Genomic DNA, 18864 nt, shown 5'->3' on the forward strand with positions numbered 1-18864 from the left:
ACGGGCTCAACGATCGGCCGTGACCTCGGCCCACCTCAGGTACGGCGGGGTGGAGTTCGGGTGCGGAGCTCCTGGTGGTGCTCCGTGATCGCACCGAGCATTCCGCTCAGGAAGCGCCTGACCGTTTCCAGGTCGCCGCGGCTGAACTCGTCCATGACCTTCTGGCTGCGGCGGCCGAGCGGACCGAAGAACGCGGCGGCGAGCTCCATCCCGGGCTCGCCGTACCGCAGGTGCACGACTCGCCGGTCGGCGCTTTCCCGCGTACGGCGTAAATGCCCGGCCCGTTCGAGGCGGTCGATCACCGCTGTCGTGGCGCCCGAGGACAGCCCGAGTGTTTCGCCCAGCCGGCCCGGCGTGAGCGGGTCGCCGCGCCGCTCGGCGTGCATCACCGCGATCAGGGCCTGCAGGTCGGTGAAGTGCAGCCCCTCCTGATTCGCGAACGAGTGAGCCACGTGCTGCGCCTCGATGCTGTAGAGCCGAAGCAGGTCCACCACGTCGGCGCGGAGATCGTCCCGTTCCTTCACAGCGTCAGTGTTGCAGACGAACGCCCGGTGGGTAAGAATCTCGATTGTCGAGATTCTTCATCGTGGAGGCACCATGCGTCGCGCCTGGCTCACGCTTGTCATAGCGGTCCTGATCGGTGGTGGCGTGCTGGCCTTCGCGGGCCCGCTCGAAACCACCAACGACCCGACCGCTTCACTACCCGGTAACGCCGAGTCGACACGGGTCGCCGAGCTCGAGCGGCAGCTTCCGTCCGGCCAGGTCAACCCCGCGCTGATCGTCTTCGCCAAGGACGACGGCACGCCGCTCACCCCGGCGGAGCTGGAGAAGATCCAGTCGTTCGGCCGGCCGATCGTCGCTCCCGGCAAGGACGCGGCGATCGTCTCCAAGCCCTACCCCGCCGGCTACTCGGCCGAACAGATCGTCGACGCCGTGACGGAACTGCGTCAGCAGGTTCGCGCGCAGACCCCCGACGGCATCACCGCGCAGGTCACCGGCGGCGCGGGCTTCACCGCCGACCTGGCCGACAGCTTCTCCGGCGCCAACACCCGCCTGCTGCTCGTCACCGTCGTCGTGGTGGCGTTGCTGCTGCTCGTGACGTACCGCAGCCCGATCCTCTGGCTGGTCCCGCTCGCGGTGGTCGGCCTGGCCGACCGGCTCAGCGGCTCGGTCGTGGCGATCCTGTCGCGGCACACCGACCTGGCCATCGACGCGTCCACCAACGGCATCATCACGGTGCTCGTCTTCGGGGCCGGCACCAACTACGCGCTGCTGATCATCTCGCGCTACCGGGAGGAGCTGCACCGGTACGAGGACCGGTTCGAGGCGATGCGCAAGGCGCTCAAGGGCGCGGGCCCGGCCGTCGTGGCCAGCTCCGGCACGGTCGTGCTGAGCCTGCTCACCCTGCTGCTGGCCGGCCTGGGCAGGAACCTCGCGCTCGGGGTGGCCGGGGCGGCCGGGATCGCCATCGCGGCCGTCTTCGCGCTGTTCGTCCTGCCGCCCGCGCTGCTGGTCTGCGGCCGCGGGCTGTTCTGGCCGTTCGTCCCGCGCGTCGGCAAGGCCGGTGTCGAGGCCGGCAAGGGCCTCTGGGCGCGGATCGGACGGGGGGTCTCGCGCCGCCCGGCCGTGGTCACCGTCGCCGCCGTGGCGATTCTCGGCGTGCTCGGCAGCGGCCTGATCGGCACCAGCCTGGGCCTGTCGCAGGCCGACCAGTTCCGCGTCGAGGCCGAGGCGGTCGACGGCCTCGAGACGGTCAGCAACTACTTCCCGGCCGGCGCCACCGACCCGGCCACGGTCATGACCACCCCGGCCCGCGCCGAAGAGGTGCTGGGCATCGTCACCAAGACGCCCGGGGTCGCCGGCGCCCGCATCGGCGAGCAGGCCGGTGACCTGGCGAGCATCAGCGCCGTGCTGACAGCCGCCCCCGACACACCCGAGGCGTACGACACCGTACGGGCTCTGCGGGAGCGGGTGCACAGCGAGGACGCGCTCGTCGGCGGAAGCGTGGCGGCCGGCCTGGACGACCGGGACGCCGCTCGCCGGGACCTCACCGTCATCGTCCCGGCCGTGCTGATCGTGGTGCTGCTCGTTCTGATCGGCCTGCTGCGGGCCCTGGTCGCGCCGGTCCTGCTGCTCGTGACGGTGATCGCGAGTTTCGCAGCGGCGCTGGGAGCCGGGAGCTGGCTGTTCCGGCACGTCTTCGACTACCCGGCGCTCGACACCGGCGTACCGCTGCTGTCGTTCCTGTTCCTGGTCGCGCTCGGCGTCGACTACAACATCTTCCTGGTCACCCGGGCCCGGGAGGAGACACCGGAGCGCGGAACCCGCGACGGGATGGTGCACGCCCTGGCCGTGACCGGCGGCGTCATCACCAGCGCGGGCATCCTGCTGGCGGCCGTGTTCGCCGTGCTCGGGGTGCTGCCGGTGATCACGCTGACCCAGATCGGCGTGATCGTGGGCATCGGCGTCCTGCTGGACACGCTGCTCGTCCGTACGGTGCTGGTGCCCGCCCTGGCCACGATGTGCGGCGACCGGTTCTGGTGGCCGGGCCGCCCGGCAGCGACCCAGCCGGAGAAGGTCGCCACCCCGGCCTGAGAGTCAGCGGCGGCCGGGGAGGTCGCCGCCGCCTTGAGATGTTGATGGCGGCGGGCCGGCCAGGAAGTCACCGAACCGGCGCGGCTCGTGCGACTCGCCATCGGTGACCGCATTGAGCGGCAGGCGCCCGCCGGAAGGCCGCCGGACGTGGACGCCATCCGCGCTGCAGGCGTCGGCGAGAGCAGTCCCGGGCGGAACGCGACCAGGAACCTGAGCCGCGCACCCTACCCTCATCTCCTATAGGTTCTATAGAGTCAGCGTCATGGATGAACGCGCATACGACGAGCTCCGGCTGAGCCAGTGGCGGTCCGGCCGCGCTCGCGGTTTCTCCCGGCGTGACCTGCTGAAACTGACCGCGGCGGTCGGCGCGGCAGGGGCTCTGGCCGACGCTGCCCCGGCCGTCGCCGCCGGCGCCCCCATCGTCAAACCGCTGCCGCCCGAGCTGTTCAAGCAGTTCGGCACGAACGCCGAGACGCTGTGGTCGTCGCTCAAGGACGTCGGCTACCACGTGCCGATCGACCGGTTCTTCGTCCGCAACCACACCAGCACCCCGGCCGTCGACAGCAGGTCGTGGCGGCTGAACGTGTTCGGGGCGGGCCTGCGCGGCGGCCCGGCCGAGTTCACACTGCGCGACCTCAAGGGCCTGCCCTCCGTGACCCACTCGGTCGCGATCGAGTGCGCCGGCAACGCCCGCGGCTACTTCACGTCACAACAGGGCCAAACCGTTTCCGGTACGGCGTGGGGCCTGGGCGCCGTCGGTGTAGCCCGCTGGCGAGGCGTCAGACTGTCCACCGTGCTGCGCCGGGCCGGGCTCTCGCCGCGGGCCGTCGACGTGCAGGCCACCGGGCTCGATGCCAACTTCGTGAGCGGCGGCGTCGACCTCGGACCCGTCCGGCGTCCGATGCCGGTACGCAAGGCCCTCGACGACGTGCTGCTCGCGTACGAGATGAACGGCTCCCCGCTGCCCACCGACCACGGCCATCCCGTACGCCTGGTCGTGCCCTCCTGGATCGGCATCTCGTCGATCAAGTGGGTCGGCAGCATCGAGGTCTCCGACGAGCCCCTGTTCTCGCCCTGGAACACCCAGTTCTACCGGCTCTTCGGCCCCGGATTCCCGGCCGACGGCCAGCCGTTCGACAGGCAGTCCATCAAGAGCGCGTTCGAACTCGACCCCGGCGCCACGTTCCCGGCCGGCCGCACCGTGCGCCTGACCGGCCGCTCCTGGTCCGCCGCCGGCCGCATCGAACACGTCGACGTCAGCACCGACGGCGGCACCCGCTGGCGGCGAGCCCGCCCCGTCGGCCCGTCCATCGACAACGCCTGGCAGCGCTGGGAAGTCGACTGGCGCCCGACCGCCGGCACCCACGTGTTGCAGGCGCGGGCTACCGACGTACGGGGAAATGCGCAGCCGGAAGTAGCCCGCCACAACACCCTCGGCTACCTGTTCGACGCCGTCGTCAAGGTCCCGGTCACAGCGTCCTGACAGGCCACGGGCACGGGCTGTCCGGCCGAACCCGAGGGCAGCCCACCCACCCAGCGCCTCCGGCAACGTGGCCGTGGCCTGCTGGTGCGGGTACCGGCGTGCGGCTTCCTCATCGAGGTGCGAACAGACGAACGGGTTGACCGGATCATCGGCGCTCAGAGGGTGTCCGCCGCATTGTCGGCGAACCGGGCGTTCAGCTCGTCGGCGCGGTCCTGGTTGATCACCTTGTCGGGCGCCTGCTCCCAGCCGCGCGGCAGCTCGACCGAGACGGCGCCGTTGCGGGCCGCCCAGGACGCGGTGTCGTACACCGTACCGCCCGCGTCTTCGATCTTTGCGAGCGTCGCGGTCTGGAACTGCACGGGATGTCCTTGCCCGGCGGCGGTGATCATGTGCTGGTACATCGACTCGTACTCGGGCCGGGTCTGCACCAGCTCGCCGTTCTCCTCGCGCACGCTCAGGGAGTTGTTGGCCCACACCCCGTACGTCTCCATGGTGGTCCTCTGGTGGTTCATCAGGGCGATGGTCGTGTTCGGATCAGTCTTCAGCGCGCCGCCGGCGTCGAGTGTCTGCCACGGGTTGTACGCCACCGACGACGTGATGCCCAGCGGCGTCAGCCTCCGATGGTGAGCGGCCATCGCTTCTTCCAAGGCGTCCTGGTCGGCGCCGTCGGTGTAGCCGGCGCAGATGGCCGTGCTCCGGTTGGCCGCGACCCCGAACTGCTTGATGCACGGCTCGGCGAACACCGTGCAGGTGGCCGAGACCGTCACCTCGGCCCAGCGCGGACGTCCAGCCAGGACAGGGGCCAGTTTCGTCAGCAGATCCTCGTACGCGGCGAGGAAGCCGGCATCCCACCAGTGCGGCACGGTGTGTGCCGCGGTGACGTCGTCCGGATCGACCCAGGGAAGCGGGCCGTCGCCGATCTCCTTGGCCCACTCGGGCGAATCGATGCCGGCGAGCAGGCGCAGCTTGAGGAACGGGAAATCGGCGGCCGCTTCCGCGCCGTCCAGCAGTTCCTCGGCCGCTTCGCTGATGGCCGCGCCGGGCGTGGGCTGGGCGACGCTCCAGGGCAGCCGCAGCACCAGCCCGCGCAGCCGGCTCCGGTTGGCCGGACGGACCAGATGATCCTCGCGCACGAGCAGCCCGGCGACCCGCCCGCGCGGCGGAGGCAGTGGGGCGGTGGCCGCCGCGGCCGGTGCGGCACTGAGTCCGGCGGCCGCGAGCGGCAGTCCAGCGGCGAGCTTCAGCAATCCCCGTCGATGCATGCCGGCGACATTAGCTCACCCGCAGAATCGTCACGGTGTCGTCGCCGCCGTTGGAGACATACGCGAACTTGCCGTTGGGGGCGACGGCCATCGTGCGCGGGCTCCGGCCGACCGGGACGGTGGCGGTGACCTTGCCGCTGGCGGGGTCGATGACGGAGACCGAATTGCTTGCCTCGTTGACCGCGTACGCGTGCCCGGAGTCGACGGCGAACGCGGCGGCCTGCGGTTTCCGGCCGACCTTGAACGGGCCACGGCGTTCCAGCGTCTCGGTGTCGATCAGGTCGACGGCGTTGGCCTGGAAGCAGGCGACCACGACCGTGCGGCCGTCGGGTGACACGGCCAGGCTGTGCGGGGCGGCGCTGACCGGGATCGACTTCAGCCGCTTGTCGTTGCGGGTGTCGATGACCGAAACCGTGCTCGACTCGTGGTCCGGGGTGAACGCGCGCTGCCCGTCGGTGCCGAACGAGACGGCGTGCGGGTTCTCGGGGACGAAAACGCGGCCGGTCAGCTCCTCGGACTCGTAGATCTCGACGTTGCGACCGCCGTGGATGGGCACCCACAGCCGTCCGTCGGGGGCCACCGCCAGCGCGTACGGCTGGACTCCGGTCCTCAGGTTCTGCAGGACGGTCAGCTTCTGGGCGTCGACGACGGCTACCCCGCTGCCGCTGAGGTCGTCCTCGTACATGGAGACGAAGACGCGCTTGCCGTCCTGCGACACGGTGACGAATCGCGGGGTGTTGCGCAGCGTGACGTTCCTGACCTGCCCGGACTGCAGGTCGGCCACGGAGAGGATCCGCGAGTTCTGGTTGGCTACGTACAGCGTCTTGCTGTCGGGCGAGACGGCCACACCCTCGGGCTCGTCCCCCACCTCGATCGTGCCGGCGACGGTCGGCTTGTCCAGGCTCGCCGGAACTGCCTGGCCGTTGCCCTGCTGCTCGGCGTTCCCCTGACCGGCGTTGCCGTTTCCGGTCTCGTCACCCTCGTCGGCGCCGCTGCCCTGGTCGGCGCCGTTGCCGCCGGTCCGGCCCTGCTCGTCGGCGGGCGGCTGGGCCACTTGCTCCTGTTTCGTGGGCGGGGACTGGTCGTCGCGCAGTGTCACGGCGGCGGCGAGTCCCGTGCCGGCGAGCAGCACCAGCGCGGTCGCCCCGGCGATGATCAGCCCTTTACCCCGGCGGCGGGTTCTCGACGGCGACGCGACGGCAGGCGCACGGTCGACAGCCGCCCATCCGCCACGGGAGGCCGGCTCGGTCTCCAGCGGTTCCCAGCGATACGGCTCGTCGTCGTCCCGCTCGTCGGTCGTGACAGGGTGGGTCGCCAGCGGTGTCGTCTCGGCCGGCCACACGTCACTCTGCTCGGCAGAGGGCGGGGTCGTGTCGGGCCGCTCCGGCTCACCGGGCCACCCGGCCAGCGCGTCCGTTCCCCAGGGGTCGGGCGTGAACCCGTCCGGCGTCGGAGCCTGTTCACCCTCAAGCGGCTCGACCGGGGTCGGAGATGTCGCAGTTGGGGCCGGGTCCGCCACGTCGTCGGCCGGAGACGTGCCGGTCGCGGCCGGCTGGACAGCTTCGGCGGGTGAGGCGGCATCGAGCGGCAGGGCAGCCTCGGGCGGCAGGGCCGTCTCCGACGGCACGGCGGCACCCGAGGGCCAGGCCGTTTCCGACGGCACGGCCGCACCCGACGGCCATGCCGTTTCCGACGGCACGGCGGCACCCGAGGGCCAGGCCGTTTCGGACGGCACGGCGGTGGCTGGTGGCCATTCCGCTTCGAGAGGATCGAAGGTGGTCCGGGCGGCGGTGATGTGGCCCGTGACCGGCAGGTCGGCCGCCCCGGCGGGGCCGTCGAGCGAGACCATGCCCGTCAGCGGGCCGTCGCCCGGCAGCCACTGCACCTGCAGGAGTCCTCCGGCGATGCGCGCTCGAAGGCCCGCGCCGGTGACCTTGATCGTGGAGGTCAGGGCGATCGGGGCGCCCTCGATCTTGATCGCCGCGGAGAGCCGGGGCGTGCCCGGTGACACGGGACCGAAGTCGATCCTCGGCGGGACCAGGGAGATCGAGGTCTCGCGCACGGCCTGCCGCGCGGCCGCTGACACCTCGGGATTGTCGGCGGTGATCAGGCGCACGAGGGAAGCTCGGGCCGTCACCGCGACGTCGCGCTCGTCGCTTCGCGCCTGGTCGCGCAGCTCGTCGACGGTCGCGAGCTGCTCGGGCAGACTATGCGTGTTCATCTGGTCACCGCCCTGTCTCGGAGTGGACGGCCGACCGGATCAGTCGACCGGGTGTGGCCGAAGCTGGAGGACCGGGGCGACGTGCCCCGGGGGCAGCGCGGGCAGCACCTGTTCCGCGCCGAGTTCGCGCAGCAGATGCCGCGCCGTGCGCCGCCATCGCAGATCATCGTCGGCCTGGCCATCGATGAAGGCCTCAGCCGGCAGCGCCGCCAGCGCTGCCAGTAACCGTCCGTCATCCCACATGCTCCGGGGTACGGGCGGCGCGTCCACCGGGTTCAAAACAGCAGCACATCTGGCACAGCCTTCGGTCGGTCTCCAGCCCTGGCCCTGTCCACACGCCGCCCGCGACGGTTCGGTTCAAGCGGGCCTCCCAAAGACGCCCGACTCTGGTGCTCGGCTCGGCTCGGGCGCGGCCGGTCGTCTCGGTGTGACCTGGGTCGACAATCAACCCGCGGTCGGCGGCACCCCGTTCGCGGTGATCGGCATCGTCGACGACGTCGAGCGCAGAGCCGACACGCTGCTCGGTGCCATGATCCCGGGCGGTACGGCCCGGGTGGTCCGGGGCGCCGCCCGCAGCGAACCGGCCGACGCCTTACGCCGCTGACCCCGCCCCGCCGGGCCGAGTGTGGCGGGCCCACCACCGCCGGCCCGCCGACGTCCGCCCGCCGGCTCTCACCGCGGCGAGAGCAAACCGAGCCGGCGTGGAGGTTTCGCCCGGCGTGGGATGCCGCGACCGCACGGCGCGGGCACGGTGAATGGCGACCGACGCGTGGGCGGCGTACCGGACCCGGCGGCGGGCTTATCGAACCGGGCGGGGCGGTGGGCCGTACCAAGGATCGAATGGGGGCGGAGGTGGTGTCCCACCTGGGCCGGGGCGTACCGTCCGGGGAGCCCCCGAGAACGGGAAGGAAACGTTGACCGCCATCTTTGGGACCACACCGGGATCAATCGCCGATCTCGAAGTGGTCGCGCAGCTCGGCCGGGGGGCCGAGACGGTGGTCTACCGTGTCCGGCGCCGTGGGGAGGACTATGCGCTCAAGGTGCTCGCGGCCGCCGACTCGGGCCGGGCGCTGACCGCGATCCGGCGTGAGGCGGCCCTGCTCGGCTGTGTCGGGCATCCCCTGCTGCCGCGGATCTTCGAGGTGGGCCGCTCCGACGCCGGGGCCTATCTGGTGCTCGAGTACATCGACGGCGCCCCGCTGACCCAGGTGCTGCAGCGCGGCCCGCTCGACGAGGACGACGTCGTACGCCTGGCCGTCGACCTGGTCGGCCCCCTCGCGGCCGCGCACCGGGTCGGCCTGGTGCACCGCGACGTGAAGCCGGACAACGTGATCGTCGACCGGACGGGCACGGCCCGGTTGATCGACTTCGGACTGGCCGGGCGGTACGGCACGCACGACGACGGGGTGACGGGCACAGTCACCTACAGCGCGCCCGAGCAGACCGGCATGTTCAAGCGCCCGGTCGACGGCCGCTCCGACCTGTACGCGCTGGGGGTGCTGCTCCACGAATGCGTGACCGGCCGGGTGCCGTACCGGTCGGACGACGTCGGCGAGCTGATCCGGCTGCACGCCACCGCCCCCGTCCCCGACGCCCGGGCGCTGCGTCCCGGGTTGTCGCCGAGCCTGGCCGGGATCATCGCCACGCTCATGGCCAAGGACCCCGACGACCGCTACCAGAGCGGTGACGCCCTGCTGACCGACCTGCAGCGGCTGGCCGAGCGGCCCGGCGAGCGGTTCGAGCCGGGCACGGACAGGCGCGGGGTCCGGCCGATGGGTCCGACCCTGCTCGTCGGCCGTGATCAGGAGGTGATCGCGCTGGCCAACCGCTGGTTGCGGGCACGGGACGGCGCGGGCGGGGCGGCCCTGGTGGAGGGCCCGGCCGGCGCGGGCAAGACCCGGCTGGTGCGCGAGCTGACGAACGCCGTGGCCTCGGACGGCGACCTGGTGCTCTACGGCAAGTGCGTGCCCGACGACCCGATCCCCCTGGCGCCGCTGCGTGGTGCGGTGGAGCGTCACCTCCGTACGGTGGAACGCCTGCCCGCCGCCGAGCGGGAACACGCCGTCGCCCGGTTACGCCGTGCCGCCGGCCGGGGCGGTCCCCTGCTGCACACCCTGTCGCCGCTGCTGGCCGACCTGATGCGGGTGCAGCGGATCGGCGAGACCCACCGGCAGGAGCAGTTCGTCAACGCGGTCGCGGCTTTCCTGGTCGGGCTGGCCGACGAGTTCCAGGGGGCGGTGCTGCACCTCGACGACGTGCAGTGGCTCGACGGCCCGACCCGCCGGGTGCTGCAGCAGGTGACCAACCGGCTCACCGGCACCCCGCTGCTCGTGATCGCGACCAGCCGGGACGACCCGGACAGCGCGGCCGCGCTCGACCGGTTCGGCGCCGACATGGACGCCACCCTCGACACCCGGCTCCCGCTGCGGCCGCTCGACACCGACGCCGTGCTGCAGCTCGTCGAGGAGCACCTGGGCGGCGTGCGCCTGCCCCGCCACCAGGTTCTCGAACTGGCTGAACGCGCCGGCGGCAACCCGTTCATCGTCGGCGAGTACGTGCGGGCCGTCTTCGACGCCGGGCTGATCACCCCGGCGTGGGGCGAGTGGACTCTCGACCTGGCCGGGCTCGACCGCCTGGAACTTTCCGGGGACGCCGTCGACCTGGTGCTGCAGCGCATCGACGGGCTGGGCGAGGAGAGCCGCCGCCTGCTGGTGGCCGGGGCGACGGCGGGCCGGTGGTTCCCGACCGAGCTGGTTGCGGCGGTCTGCGGCATCGAGGGGCGGCACGCGGGCGCCCTGCTGGCCGAGGCGGAGTCGCGCCGGCTGGTCACCGCGGCCGGCACCGGGGGTTACCGGTTCCTGCACGACCGGATCCGTGAGGCGTTGCTGGTCGGGCTGGACGAGGCGGCCACCCGCCGGCTGCATCAGCGGATCGCCGAGACGCTGGACGCGTCCACGTTCGACGACCGCCGCTACGTCTACCTGACCGCCCGGCACTACGCGCTGGGCGAGCTGCACCGCCGGCCGGACAGGGTGCACCTGAGCGGGTTCAACGCCGGCCGCCTGGCCCTGGCCGAACACGCCCCGGCCGAGGCCCGGGGGTTCCTCGAGGTCGCCGCCCGTGCCGCCGAGACCGCCGGACTGACCCCGCTGCCCGGTTTCTTCGTCGCGCTCGGCACCAGCTGCGCGCGCACCGGCCGGTTCGCCGAGGCGCTGCGGCACCTCGACCACGCGTTGCGCGTCGAGCCGGACAAGGTGCGCCGGGCCGAGATCCAGGCGCAGGTGGCCCAGGTGCACAACGCCTCGTGGAACCCCGACCGGGCCTACGACGCCGTCCGCCGCGGGCTGTCCGAACTGGGCCGGCCGCTGCCCCGGGGCCGGGCCGGGCTGATCCTGACCACCCTGGCCTCGGTGCTGCTGGGGCTGGTCGTCGGGCGTACCCGCATCGGTTTCGGCACCGCCCGCGACCGCGCCCGGGAGCGTTACCGGCTGCAGGCCGTCCTGTACGACCTGGGCACGTTCGCGCTGTCCATGCGGATGCGGCGGCTGATGCGGGCGATGATGAGCCTGCGGGCGCTCTACCCGATCAACCGGCTCGGTCCGGGCCGCGAGTACGCCCAGCACATGGCCGGCCTCGGGGTGATCGCCGACGTGGCCGGCAAGCACGCGCTGGCGACCCGGCTCTTCGACCGTTCGGCCGCCGTGGCCGCCGAGCTCGGCGACCCGGAGCTGGTCGGCTACGTCGAGTGGAAGCGTGGGGCGGGCAGCCACCTGAGCGGGCGCGACGACGACTCGCAGCTGTGGGGCCGGATCCTGATCGAACACGAGCGCTGGCTGGAGCTGGGCGACTACCTGACCGCGGTCGGCGGCGTCTGCATGCAGTACTTCCAGCGCGGCCGCACCGCCGACGCCGAGGCCTGGCTGCAGCGCGCCAAGGCCCGGATAGGCCCCGGCGCCCAGGCCGAGGGGGCCGGGATCTGGGCCGTCGAGGCCGTGATCGCGGCGCAGCGGGGGCGGAACGACGAGGCGAACGCGCACATCGAGGCGCTGCGCCGGTTCCTGCGGGCCAACCCGGACAACCCGATGCAGCTGATCAACCTGTACGGGGCCCGGATGATCACGCTGGTCGAGCACGAGCAGCTGGGCGAGCCGTTCGACCGGCTGGCCGCCGAGTTCGCCGGGCTCGGGCTCAAGCCGGGGTCGATCGTCCCGCAGCAGCGGGTGTTCTTCACGTTCGAGGCGCTGGGCCGGCTGACCCGCTGCCGCCGGGCCGGGGGCGGTCCGGAGTTGCTGGCCGCGGCGAAGGCGGCCGTCGACCGGCTCGGCGAGACGGCGGCCAACAAGCTGCTGCGCGGGTACCACCTGGTCGCCACGGCCGACTTCGAGGTGCTGGACGGGCGGCCTGAGGACGCCGTGCGCACGCTGGCCGGCGTCGAGGCCTCGCTGCTGCCGATGGACGCGCCGCTGATCACGTACGAGGCGGCCCGGGTCCGCGCCCGTGCGCTGCTCGCGCTCAACCAGCCCGGACCGGCCGCGCTGCAAGCGTCCATGGCCCGCACGATCGCCGCCGACCAGCAGTGGCCGCAGCGGGTGCGGTGGGTGGACGAGGAGTTCCCCGAGGCCCGCCCCGAGCTGCCCAGCCCGGCGCCGCTGGTCACCACGGGTGGACGGCACGCCGCCGAGGGCGGGGCGGCCGTCCTCTACCGCCGCCGGCTGGAGGCGCTGCAGCAGGTCAGCATGGCCTCGGCGACCCTGCTCGAGCCGCGTGAGCTGGCTCGGGTGGCCCTCGACGAGACCCTGCGCTTCCTCGGCGCCGAGCGGGCCTTCCTGTTCCTGCTCGACCGCGACCTCAACCAGCTCGTCCCGCATGTCGGCCGCGACGGCGCCAGCCACGACATCCGGCACCTCACCGGGTACAGCGCCACGCTGGTCGAGCGGGTGCGGGAATCGGGTGAGCCGCTGGTGGTGACCGGCACCGAGGAGGGTGTCGCGCTCGGCTCGCACAGCATGCAGGCGCACGGGCTGCGCAGCATCATGATCGCGCCGCTGAAGTTCGACGGGCAGCTGCGCGGCGTGGTCTACCTGGACAGCCGGGTCGCCAAGGGCGTGTTCACCGACGACGACGTGGCGATCCTGAAGGCGATCACCAACCACATCGCGGTGTCGCTCGAGACCGCCCGGGCGGCCCAGCTCGAGGTGGCGGTGCAGACGGCCAGCCGGCAGCGCGACGTGGCCGAGACCCTGCGCGCGGCGATGGCCGACCAGAGTTCGTCGCTCGACCCCGACGAGGTGATGCGGCGCCTGCTCAGCAGCCTGACCCGTACGGTCGGGGGCAGCTCGGCGGTGCTGCTGACCCGGACGGAGGTTGACGGGCTGGTGGTGGCGGCGTCGCACGGCAACGGGGCGCCGGTGGGCGAGCGGTTCTCGGTGCCGTCCGACCTGCTCGGGCTGACCGGGCCGCGCACCCGCACGACGGCCCACGGCGCCGAGTCGGTCGACGCGCTGCTCGGGAAGCCGCGCAGCTGGTGGGCGATCCCGGTGGCGGTCCGCGGCGAGCCGTTCGGCATCCTGCTCGTCGGTTCGGCCCGCGACGAGCCCATCACCGAGGCGCAGGCGCAGATAGCGGCCACGATCGCCGGCCAGGGCATGACCGCGTACGAGAATGCCCGCCTGTTCAGCCAGGTGCGGCGGCTGGCGACGATCGACGGGCTGACCGGCCTCTACAACCGCGGTCACTTCTTCACCGAGGCCGACCGCGAGGTCCGGCTGGCCCGCATGCACCGCACGCCGATCGCCGCGGTGATGGTCGACATCGATCATTTCAAGAGCATCAACGACACGTACGGGCATCCGGTCGGCGACGAGGTGATCCGCGTGGTGGCCGACCGGCTGCGCCAGGCGCTCGGCGCCGGGGACGTGCTCGGGCGGTACGGCGGCGAGGAGTTCGCGCTGGTCGTCCCGCAGGACACGCACGCCGCGGCCGAGGTGGCGGCGCGGCTGCATCGGGTCGTGTCGGGTGAGCCGGTGCAGACCGCCGCGGGCCTGCTGCCGGTCACGATCAGCGTCGGCCTGGCGAGCGGCAGCGGCGACGCCCTGGACCTGCAGTTGCTGCTGACCCGGGCCGATCACGCGCTCTACGAGGCCAAACAGAGCGGCCGCAACCGGGTCTGCGTCGCCCCCTGAGAGCCCGTTGAACAACGTGCTCGGTCAGCCGGGAGTGCCGGCCGTCCTCGCCTTTCCCCGGCGTCGCGCCGACCGGCGGCTACGCCACCGGTATGTCCCTGCGGCGCAGCCCCGCGAGGCCGGCCGCGCCGAGGGCCACGGCGATGCCGGCGAGCCACAGCATCGGGGTCATGGCGAAGTCGCTGCCGGGCAGCTTGGGCACGTGCGCGAACGGGTTCGCATCGATCACCCACTGGCTCAGGCCGAACAGGGCGCCCAGCATGAAGAGCAGGGCCGACACGATGAGCGCGGCCCAGCTCAGCGCGCTGAGCCGCGGCGCCAGACCGATCAGCGCCACCCCCAACCCGGCCAGCACCCAGGCGGCCGGCGCCTGCACCAGCGCGGCACCGAGCACCCGGCCGAACTCACCGCCGACGTCGTGGACCTGCGCGCCGTAGGAGAGACCGCCTGCGACGCCCGCGGCCGCCAGCAACAGGGTGGTCCCGACCAGGGTGAACACCAGGTGACTGGCCGCCCACCGCAGCCGCCCGACCGGGGTGGCCAGCAACGCCTCGACCCGGCCGCTGCTCTCCTCCTGGCGCAAACGCAACGCCGACTGGACTGTGTAGGCGGCGGTCACCAGGCCGATGATCCCGAAGATCGCGGTCAGGAACGCGTCCGCGATGCCCTTGCTGCCGCCCATCCGGGTCAGGACGTCAGTCATCTCCTGGTTCGGCGACTCGAGGTCGCCGATGCCGGCGGCTGCACCGCCCAGGACCGCCCCGGTCAGCGCCGTCGCGACGAGCCAGCCGAGGAGCAGGCCCCGATGCAGCCGCCAGGCGAGCGCGAACGGGTTGCTCAGCGACGGAACCGCCTCGGCCGGGCCGAGCCGTTCGGCCAGCAGACCGGCACCGACGTCCCGGCGGGCGACGAGGGCGTAGGCCACCGTCGTGAAGAGAACCGCGAAGGCGGCGAACAGGACCGCGATCCACCATCGTTCACCGGCGTAGGGGCGCAGGTGCAGCGCCCAGCCGAGGGGCGACACCCACGTCAGCTCGGTCGGCCCGGTGTCGCCGACGGCGCGCAACAGGTAGGCGCCGCCGAGCACGGCTCCGGCGATGCCGATGGCCGCCCGCGCACCCTGGGTGAGCTGGGCCGTGGTGGCTGCCAAGGCGGCAAACAGGAGGCCGACGAGGGTGGTCGCGAAGCCGAAAGCCATCGCTCCGGCGGTCGCCAGCCCGGTCGACATCAGACCGAGGGCGGCCAGCACGCCGATGACGATGTCGGCGAGGCCCGCCACAGCCAGCGCGGCGGTGAGCGGCGCGTAGCGGCCCACCACGGTGGAGCCGATCAGCTCGAGGCGGCCGGTCTCCTCCTCGGTGCGGGTGTGCCGCACGACGGTGAGCAGGCTCATCAGCGCCACGAGGACAAACTCGGTGACGCCGATCTTCCACGCGGTGAGAGCACCGATGTTGTTGGCGAAAAGCGGGCCGCTCACCGCGACCAGCGAGGGATTGGCGAGGACGCCGCTCACCGCGTCGAGATCGGACTGTTTCGGATAGAGCTTGAAGTAGTTCGCCGCGGTCGCCATCGGCATCACGGCGAGTCCGAGGACCCACACGGTCAGCCGCACGCGATCGAGCCGTAGGGCCAGCCCGATCAGGGCACGTGTGCCGGTCAGCGCATTCATCGCGTGGCCCCCGCCGGCTGCCCGCCACGGTCGTAGTGGCGCAGGAACAGCTCCTCCAGGGTCGGCGGCTGGCTGGTCAGGGTGCGGACCCCGACCGCGGTGAGCTCGCGCAGCACCACGTCGAGCTCGGTGGTGTCGACGTCGAAGCGCACCGTGCCGTTGCGGTGCTGCAGGTCGTGAACGCCGGGCAGGTTCTCCAGGCCGGCCGCCGGGCCGGCCAGGCTGACCTCGATCGACGTACGGGTCAGGTGCCGCATCTCGGCGAGCGTGCCGGTCTCGACGACCCGCCCGTCACGGATGATGGTGACCCGGTCGCAGAGCGCCTCGACCTCGGCGAGGATGTGGCTGGACAGCAGGACCGTCTTGCCGTCCTGCCGCAGCTGTTCGCGGACGACCTGGCGGAAGACCTCTTCCATGAGCGGGTCGAGGCCGGAGGTGGGCTCGTCGAGCACGAGCAGCTCGACGTCCGACGCGAGCGCGGCGACCAGTGCGACCTTCTGCCGGTTGCCCTTGGAGTAGGTGCGGCTCTTCTTGCGGGGGTCGAGGTCGAAGCGCTCGAGCAGCTCGGCTCGGCGCTGCTTGTTCAGCCCGCCGCGGAGCCGGCCGAGCAGGTCGATGACCTCGCCGCCGGTGAGGTTGGGCCACAGCGTGACGTCACCGGGCACGTAGGCAAGCCGGCGGTGCAGCGTCGCCGTGTCGCGCCACGGGTCGCCGCCGAGCAGCTGCGCGGAGCCGGAGTCGGCGCGCAGCTGGCCGAGCAGGACCCGGATGGTGGTGGACTTCCCAGCGCCGTTGGGGCCGAGGTAGCCGTGCACTTCCCCGGTCTGCACGGTCAGGTCGAGCCCATCCAGGGCGCGGGTGCGCCCGAACGTCTTGACCAGTGCGTCTGTTCGGATCGCCTCGGTCATGATTCATGCTCCTTCGGCCGCGGTTCGGTCGCCGCGGTGGCCGGTGGGTTCGCTGCTCGCAACGAGTCCTTCATGTCCCGAACCTTCTGGGTGAGTTCAGGGTCGAGCAGTGGGTTGAGGTAGAAGTCGACCAGGGCGCCGGACATGCGGAGGTGTCCCTCGGTGGTCAACATGTCGATGCCGAGCGCTCGTGACACGTGCTCGTGCATCGCGAAGAGGCCGGACTGCATGCCGACGAGCACCGCGGCGAAGGCCCGCCGGTCGTCGGTGACGCCGGGCGACATCTTCTCCACCCACTGCTCGGTCTGGGCGACCATCTGGTCGAACAGAGCGGCGGCGGCTGTCGAGCCGTCGAGCAGGGCGCGAGTGAGGTACTTGTACAGCTGCAGGACGGTGGGGTGGACCGACGGCAGGAAGGTCGGGCTGGTGAACTTGTCCTCGAAGATCAGCTCTTCCTTGATCCTTATCAGCCGGTCCAGCGCGTAGGCGTCACACACCTCACGCAGCGCCTCCTTGGATCCGAAATGATGCCGCAGCAGGCCGGGCGACACGCCGGCCTCCCGGGCGATGTCGCGAACGGTCGTGTTGCCGAAGCCGCCGTCCGCGAACAGGCGGATCGCCGCGTCTCTGATCCGTGCCCGAGCTGTCAGGTCCTCGAACGCCGGATCTCCCGCGGGGCGCGCCATCGCCAACACCTCCATATACGTCTGTATGGCCTGCTACTCATACCAATAGCGAACTATACGCTTGTGTAGCGCGCTGGCAAGACCGGGTTCCCCCCTCGTCGCCGGGTGATCCCGTGGCATCTCGTCCGGGACCGATCGGGCGCCCGGCACCCCGGGTCGACTCGGCCCGGCAGGCGGGTCAGGAGGTTCCGCCTGCGGGTAGTCGAGCGAACATTCTCGTGGATCAATCGCTGCCGGCGAACCGCCCGTGACTACGAGCGACGGTCAGAGCGTCCGCCGGCAGCCCAGGGGAACGACCCGTGCGTCCGCGGGCGCGTGGGTGTGCACCCTGCCGGCGGCCCCAGCGCCGGATCAGGTGGCCGGGGCGCCGAACCAGCGGAGCAGGCGCCGGTCGAGGTCCGCCTGGTCGTCGCCGAGCCAGGCCACGTGACCGTCGGGGCGTAACAGGACGGCGGGAAAGTCCACGGGTGCGGCAGGGTCCGCCAAGTAGTCGACCCGACCCGACCAGCCGGCCGCGGTCAGCTTTCCCGTGCGGTCGAGCAGCAGGCCGCGGCCGCCGCCCAGGTGGGAGTAGAGGGTGCCCGGCGAGAGGTCGAGGTCGCGCAGGCGACGGCCCAGCAGATCGGGGCCGGGACCGAAGTCGTACCGCAGGTCGATCCCGGCGATCTTCCCGATCAGGCGGCGGTTGACCTCGGCGATCCCCATGAGCTCGGTGAGCAGCCGGCGAACGGCTCGCGCGCCCGGGGTGGGGGCCTGCAGCTCCATCTGGGCCCCCGTGTTGTCGAGCACGTCGGCGGCGACCGGGCGGCGCTCGGCCTCGTACGTGTCGAGCAGCCCTTCCGAAGCCCAGCCCCGAACCTGCGCGGCCAGCTTCCAGCCCAGGTTGACGGCGTCCTGCACGCCCAGGTTGAGGCCCTGCCCGCCCAGCGGCGGGTGCATGTGGGCCGCGTCGCCGGCCAGCAGCACCCGGCCGGTCCGGTAGCGCTCGGCCAGCCGGGTGGCGTCGCCGAAACGGGACAGCCAGCGCGGTGACCGTGCGCCCAAGTCGCTGCCGGCGACCGTACGAAGTTCCCGTCGCAGGTCGTCGAGGGTGGGCGGCCGGTCGCTGAGCCCGGCCGTCGGCACCACGACCTGATAGGCCCCGGCCCCGGCCGGTCTGAAGTGGCAGCGCGGGTCGGCCACGGCGGCTGGTGGCCCGTCCAGCTCCACCTCGCCCATGATCCACTGGTTGCGGGCGGGTTCGCCGGGGAAACCGACGCCGAGCAGCTTGCGGACGGTGCTGCGGGCGCCGTCGCAGCCGACAACGTAGCGGGCACGCACCTGCCGAGCGTCGGACAGCGAGACGGTCACCCCGTCGTCGTCCTGTTCGAGGCCGGTCACCGCACTCCCCCGCCGGACCTCGGCGCCCAGGCCGATCGCGTGTTCGGTCAGCAGGCGGACGGCGACCGGCTGCGGGATGCCCAGGATGTAGGGCAGCGAGGTGTCGAGGTCCTGGGGCGCGGGCTGAGGAATCGCGGCGAAGAAGCCGCCGGACGGTCGCTGCCGGCCGTGGGGAAGCAGGCGGTCGAGCAGTCCCCGCATGGCCATCAGCTCGAGGCTGCGGATGTGGAAGCCGACGATGCGGACCTCCGGCGACGGCGCGGCATCGCGTTCGAGGACGAGCACGCGTACGTCGTGCAGCCGCAGCTCGGCGGCGAGCATGGCGCCGGTCGGACCGCAGCCGGCAATGATCACGTCGAACATGGGTGGTGCCTTTCGGGAGTCTGAGGCGCTCCCGGCGACACCTGCGTCAGTCGCCCGGCCGTGACGGGACGGGGAGCACCCACGGCGAATCAACGGTCACGGGTCTCACCTCCTC

General features: G+C 72.3%; 12 protein-coding genes and 1 pseudogene. 4 read left to right on the forward strand and 9 right to left on the reverse strand.

Annotated features, from left to right (window positions below; all coding sequences use genetic code 11):
- Window positions 1-35 precede the first annotated feature (35 nt).
- On the reverse strand, window positions 36-524 hold the full coding sequence (locus C8E87_RS39090) for a MarR family winged helix-turn-helix transcriptional regulator (protein ID WP_133878393.1): 489 nt from the start codon (window positions 522-524) through the stop codon (window positions 36-38).
- A gap of 73 nt (window positions 525-597) precedes the next feature.
- On the opposite strand from C8E87_RS39090, the gene C8E87_RS39095 reads away from it, so the two are divergent.
- A complete protein-coding gene (locus tag C8E87_RS39095; protein ID WP_133878394.1) occupies window positions 598-2595 on the forward strand; it encodes an MMPL family transporter in 1998 nt (665 codons plus the stop codon).
- A gap of 60 nt (window positions 2596-2655) precedes the next feature.
- Here the strand turns inward: C8E87_RS39095 and C8E87_RS46095 are convergent.
- Window positions 2656-2813 (reverse strand): annotated as a pseudogene (locus tag C8E87_RS46095) (LLM class flavin-dependent oxidoreductase); the annotation flags it as partial.
- A 44-nt stretch (window positions 2814-2857) separates the two neighbouring features.
- Between C8E87_RS46095 and C8E87_RS39105 the strand changes: the two are divergent.
- Window positions 2858-4078: a sulfite oxidase gene (locus C8E87_RS39105; protein ID WP_133878395.1), complete on the forward strand. Its 1221-nt coding sequence runs from the start codon at window positions 2858-2860 to the stop codon at window positions 4076-4078.
- A gap of 155 nt (window positions 4079-4233) precedes the next feature.
- On the opposite strand, the gene C8E87_RS39110 is transcribed toward C8E87_RS39105, so the two are convergent.
- The 3 genes from C8E87_RS39110 to C8E87_RS39120 are packed head-to-tail and all read right to left on the reverse strand — an operon-like array spanning window position 4234 to window position 7840.
- The gene (locus tag C8E87_RS39110; protein ID WP_133878396.1) at window positions 4234-5340 is read right to left on the reverse strand and encodes a hypothetical protein; all 1107 of its coding nucleotides are present in this window, start codon (window positions 5338-5340) and stop codon (window positions 4234-4236) included.
- A 10-nt stretch (window positions 5341-5350) separates the two neighbouring features.
- Window positions 5351-7561, reverse strand: coding sequence for a beta-propeller fold lactonase family protein (locus C8E87_RS39115; RefSeq protein WP_133878397.1), 2211 nt, complete (start codon window positions 7559-7561; stop codon window positions 5351-5353).
- A 39-nt stretch (window positions 7562-7600) separates the two neighbouring features.
- Window positions 7601-7840 carry a hypothetical protein gene (locus C8E87_RS39120; protein ID WP_133878398.1) on the reverse strand — a complete coding sequence of 80 codons (240 nt, stop codon included), beginning with the start codon at window positions 7838-7840 and terminating at the stop codon, window positions 7601-7603.
- Between the two features lie 148 nt (window positions 7841-7988).
- Here C8E87_RS39120 and C8E87_RS44060 point away from each other — a divergent pair, with 148 nt between their 5' ends.
- Window positions 7989-8165, forward strand: coding sequence for a hypothetical protein (locus C8E87_RS44060; protein ID WP_166661427.1), 177 nt, complete (start codon window positions 7989-7991; stop codon window positions 8163-8165).
- A gap of 310 nt (window positions 8166-8475) precedes the next feature.
- On the forward strand, window positions 8476-13743 hold the full coding sequence (locus C8E87_RS39125) for a diguanylate cyclase (RefSeq protein ID WP_166661428.1): 5268 nt from the start codon (window positions 8476-8478) through the stop codon (window positions 13741-13743).
- 79 nt (window positions 13744-13822) lie between these two features.
- On the opposite strand, the gene C8E87_RS39130 is transcribed toward C8E87_RS39125, so the two are convergent.
- The 4 genes from C8E87_RS39130 to C8E87_RS39145 all read right to left on the reverse strand — a co-directional run bounded on the left by C8E87_RS39130 (window position 13823) and on the right by C8E87_RS39145 (window position 18749).
- Window positions 13823-15412 carry an ABC transporter permease gene (locus C8E87_RS39130; RefSeq protein WP_133878400.1) on the reverse strand — a complete coding sequence of 530 codons (1590 nt, stop codon included), beginning with the start codon at window positions 15410-15412 and terminating at the stop codon, window positions 13823-13825.
- Entirely contained in the window at window positions 15409-16320 is a 912-nt protein-coding gene (locus C8E87_RS39135) for an ABC transporter ATP-binding protein (RefSeq protein WP_133878401.1), read from the reverse strand. Before C8E87_RS39135 ends, C8E87_RS39130 begins: the two co-directional genes overlap by 4 nt.
- A complete protein-coding gene (locus C8E87_RS39140; protein WP_133878402.1) occupies window positions 16317-17006 on the reverse strand; it encodes a TetR/AcrR family transcriptional regulator in 690 nt (229 codons plus the stop codon). Before C8E87_RS39140 ends, C8E87_RS39135 begins: the two co-directional genes overlap by 4 nt.
- Window positions 17007-17357: 351 nt before the next feature.
- Entirely contained in the window at window positions 17358-18749 is a 1392-nt protein-coding gene (locus C8E87_RS39145) for an FAD-dependent monooxygenase (protein WP_133878403.1), read from the reverse strand.
- Window positions 18750-18864 lie beyond the last annotated feature (115 nt).

Origin of the sequence: Paractinoplanes brasiliensis (assembly GCF_004362215.1) — a bacterium.
Classification (GTDB): Bacteria; Actinomycetota; Actinomycetes; order Mycobacteriales; family Micromonosporaceae; genus Actinoplanes; species Actinoplanes brasiliensis.

Excerpts from the sequence above, each read along its gene's own strand:
- C8E87_RS39095 (WP_133878394.1), top strand. The coding sequence starts at position 598 with ATGCGTCGCGCCTGGCTCACGCTTGTCATAGCGGTCCTGATCGGTGGT.
- C8E87_RS39105 (WP_133878395.1), top strand. The coding sequence starts at position 2,858 with ATGGATGAACGCGCATACGACGAGCTCCGGCTGAGCCAGTGGCGGTCC.
- C8E87_RS39110 (WP_133878396.1), bottom strand. The coding sequence starts at position 5,340 with ATGCATCGACGGGGATTGCTGAAGCTCGCCGCTGGACTGCCGCTCGCG.
- C8E87_RS39115 (WP_133878397.1), bottom strand. The coding sequence starts at position 7,561 with ATGAACACGCATAGTCTGCCCGAGCAGCTCGCGACCGTCGACGAGCTG.
- C8E87_RS39130 (WP_133878400.1), bottom strand. The coding sequence starts at position 15,412 with ATGAATGCGCTGACCGGCACACGTGCCCTGATCGGGCTGGCCCTACGG.
- C8E87_RS39135 (WP_133878401.1), bottom strand. The coding sequence starts at position 16,320 with ATGACCGAGGCGATCCGAACAGACGCACTGGTCAAGACGTTCGGGCGC.
- C8E87_RS39140 (WP_133878402.1), bottom strand. The coding sequence starts at position 17,006 with ATGGCGCGCCCCGCGGGAGATCCGGCGTTCGAGGACCTGACAGCTCGG.
- C8E87_RS39145 (WP_133878403.1), bottom strand. The coding sequence starts at position 18,749 with ATGTTCGACGTGATCATTGCCGGCTGCGGTCCGACCGGCGCCATGCTC.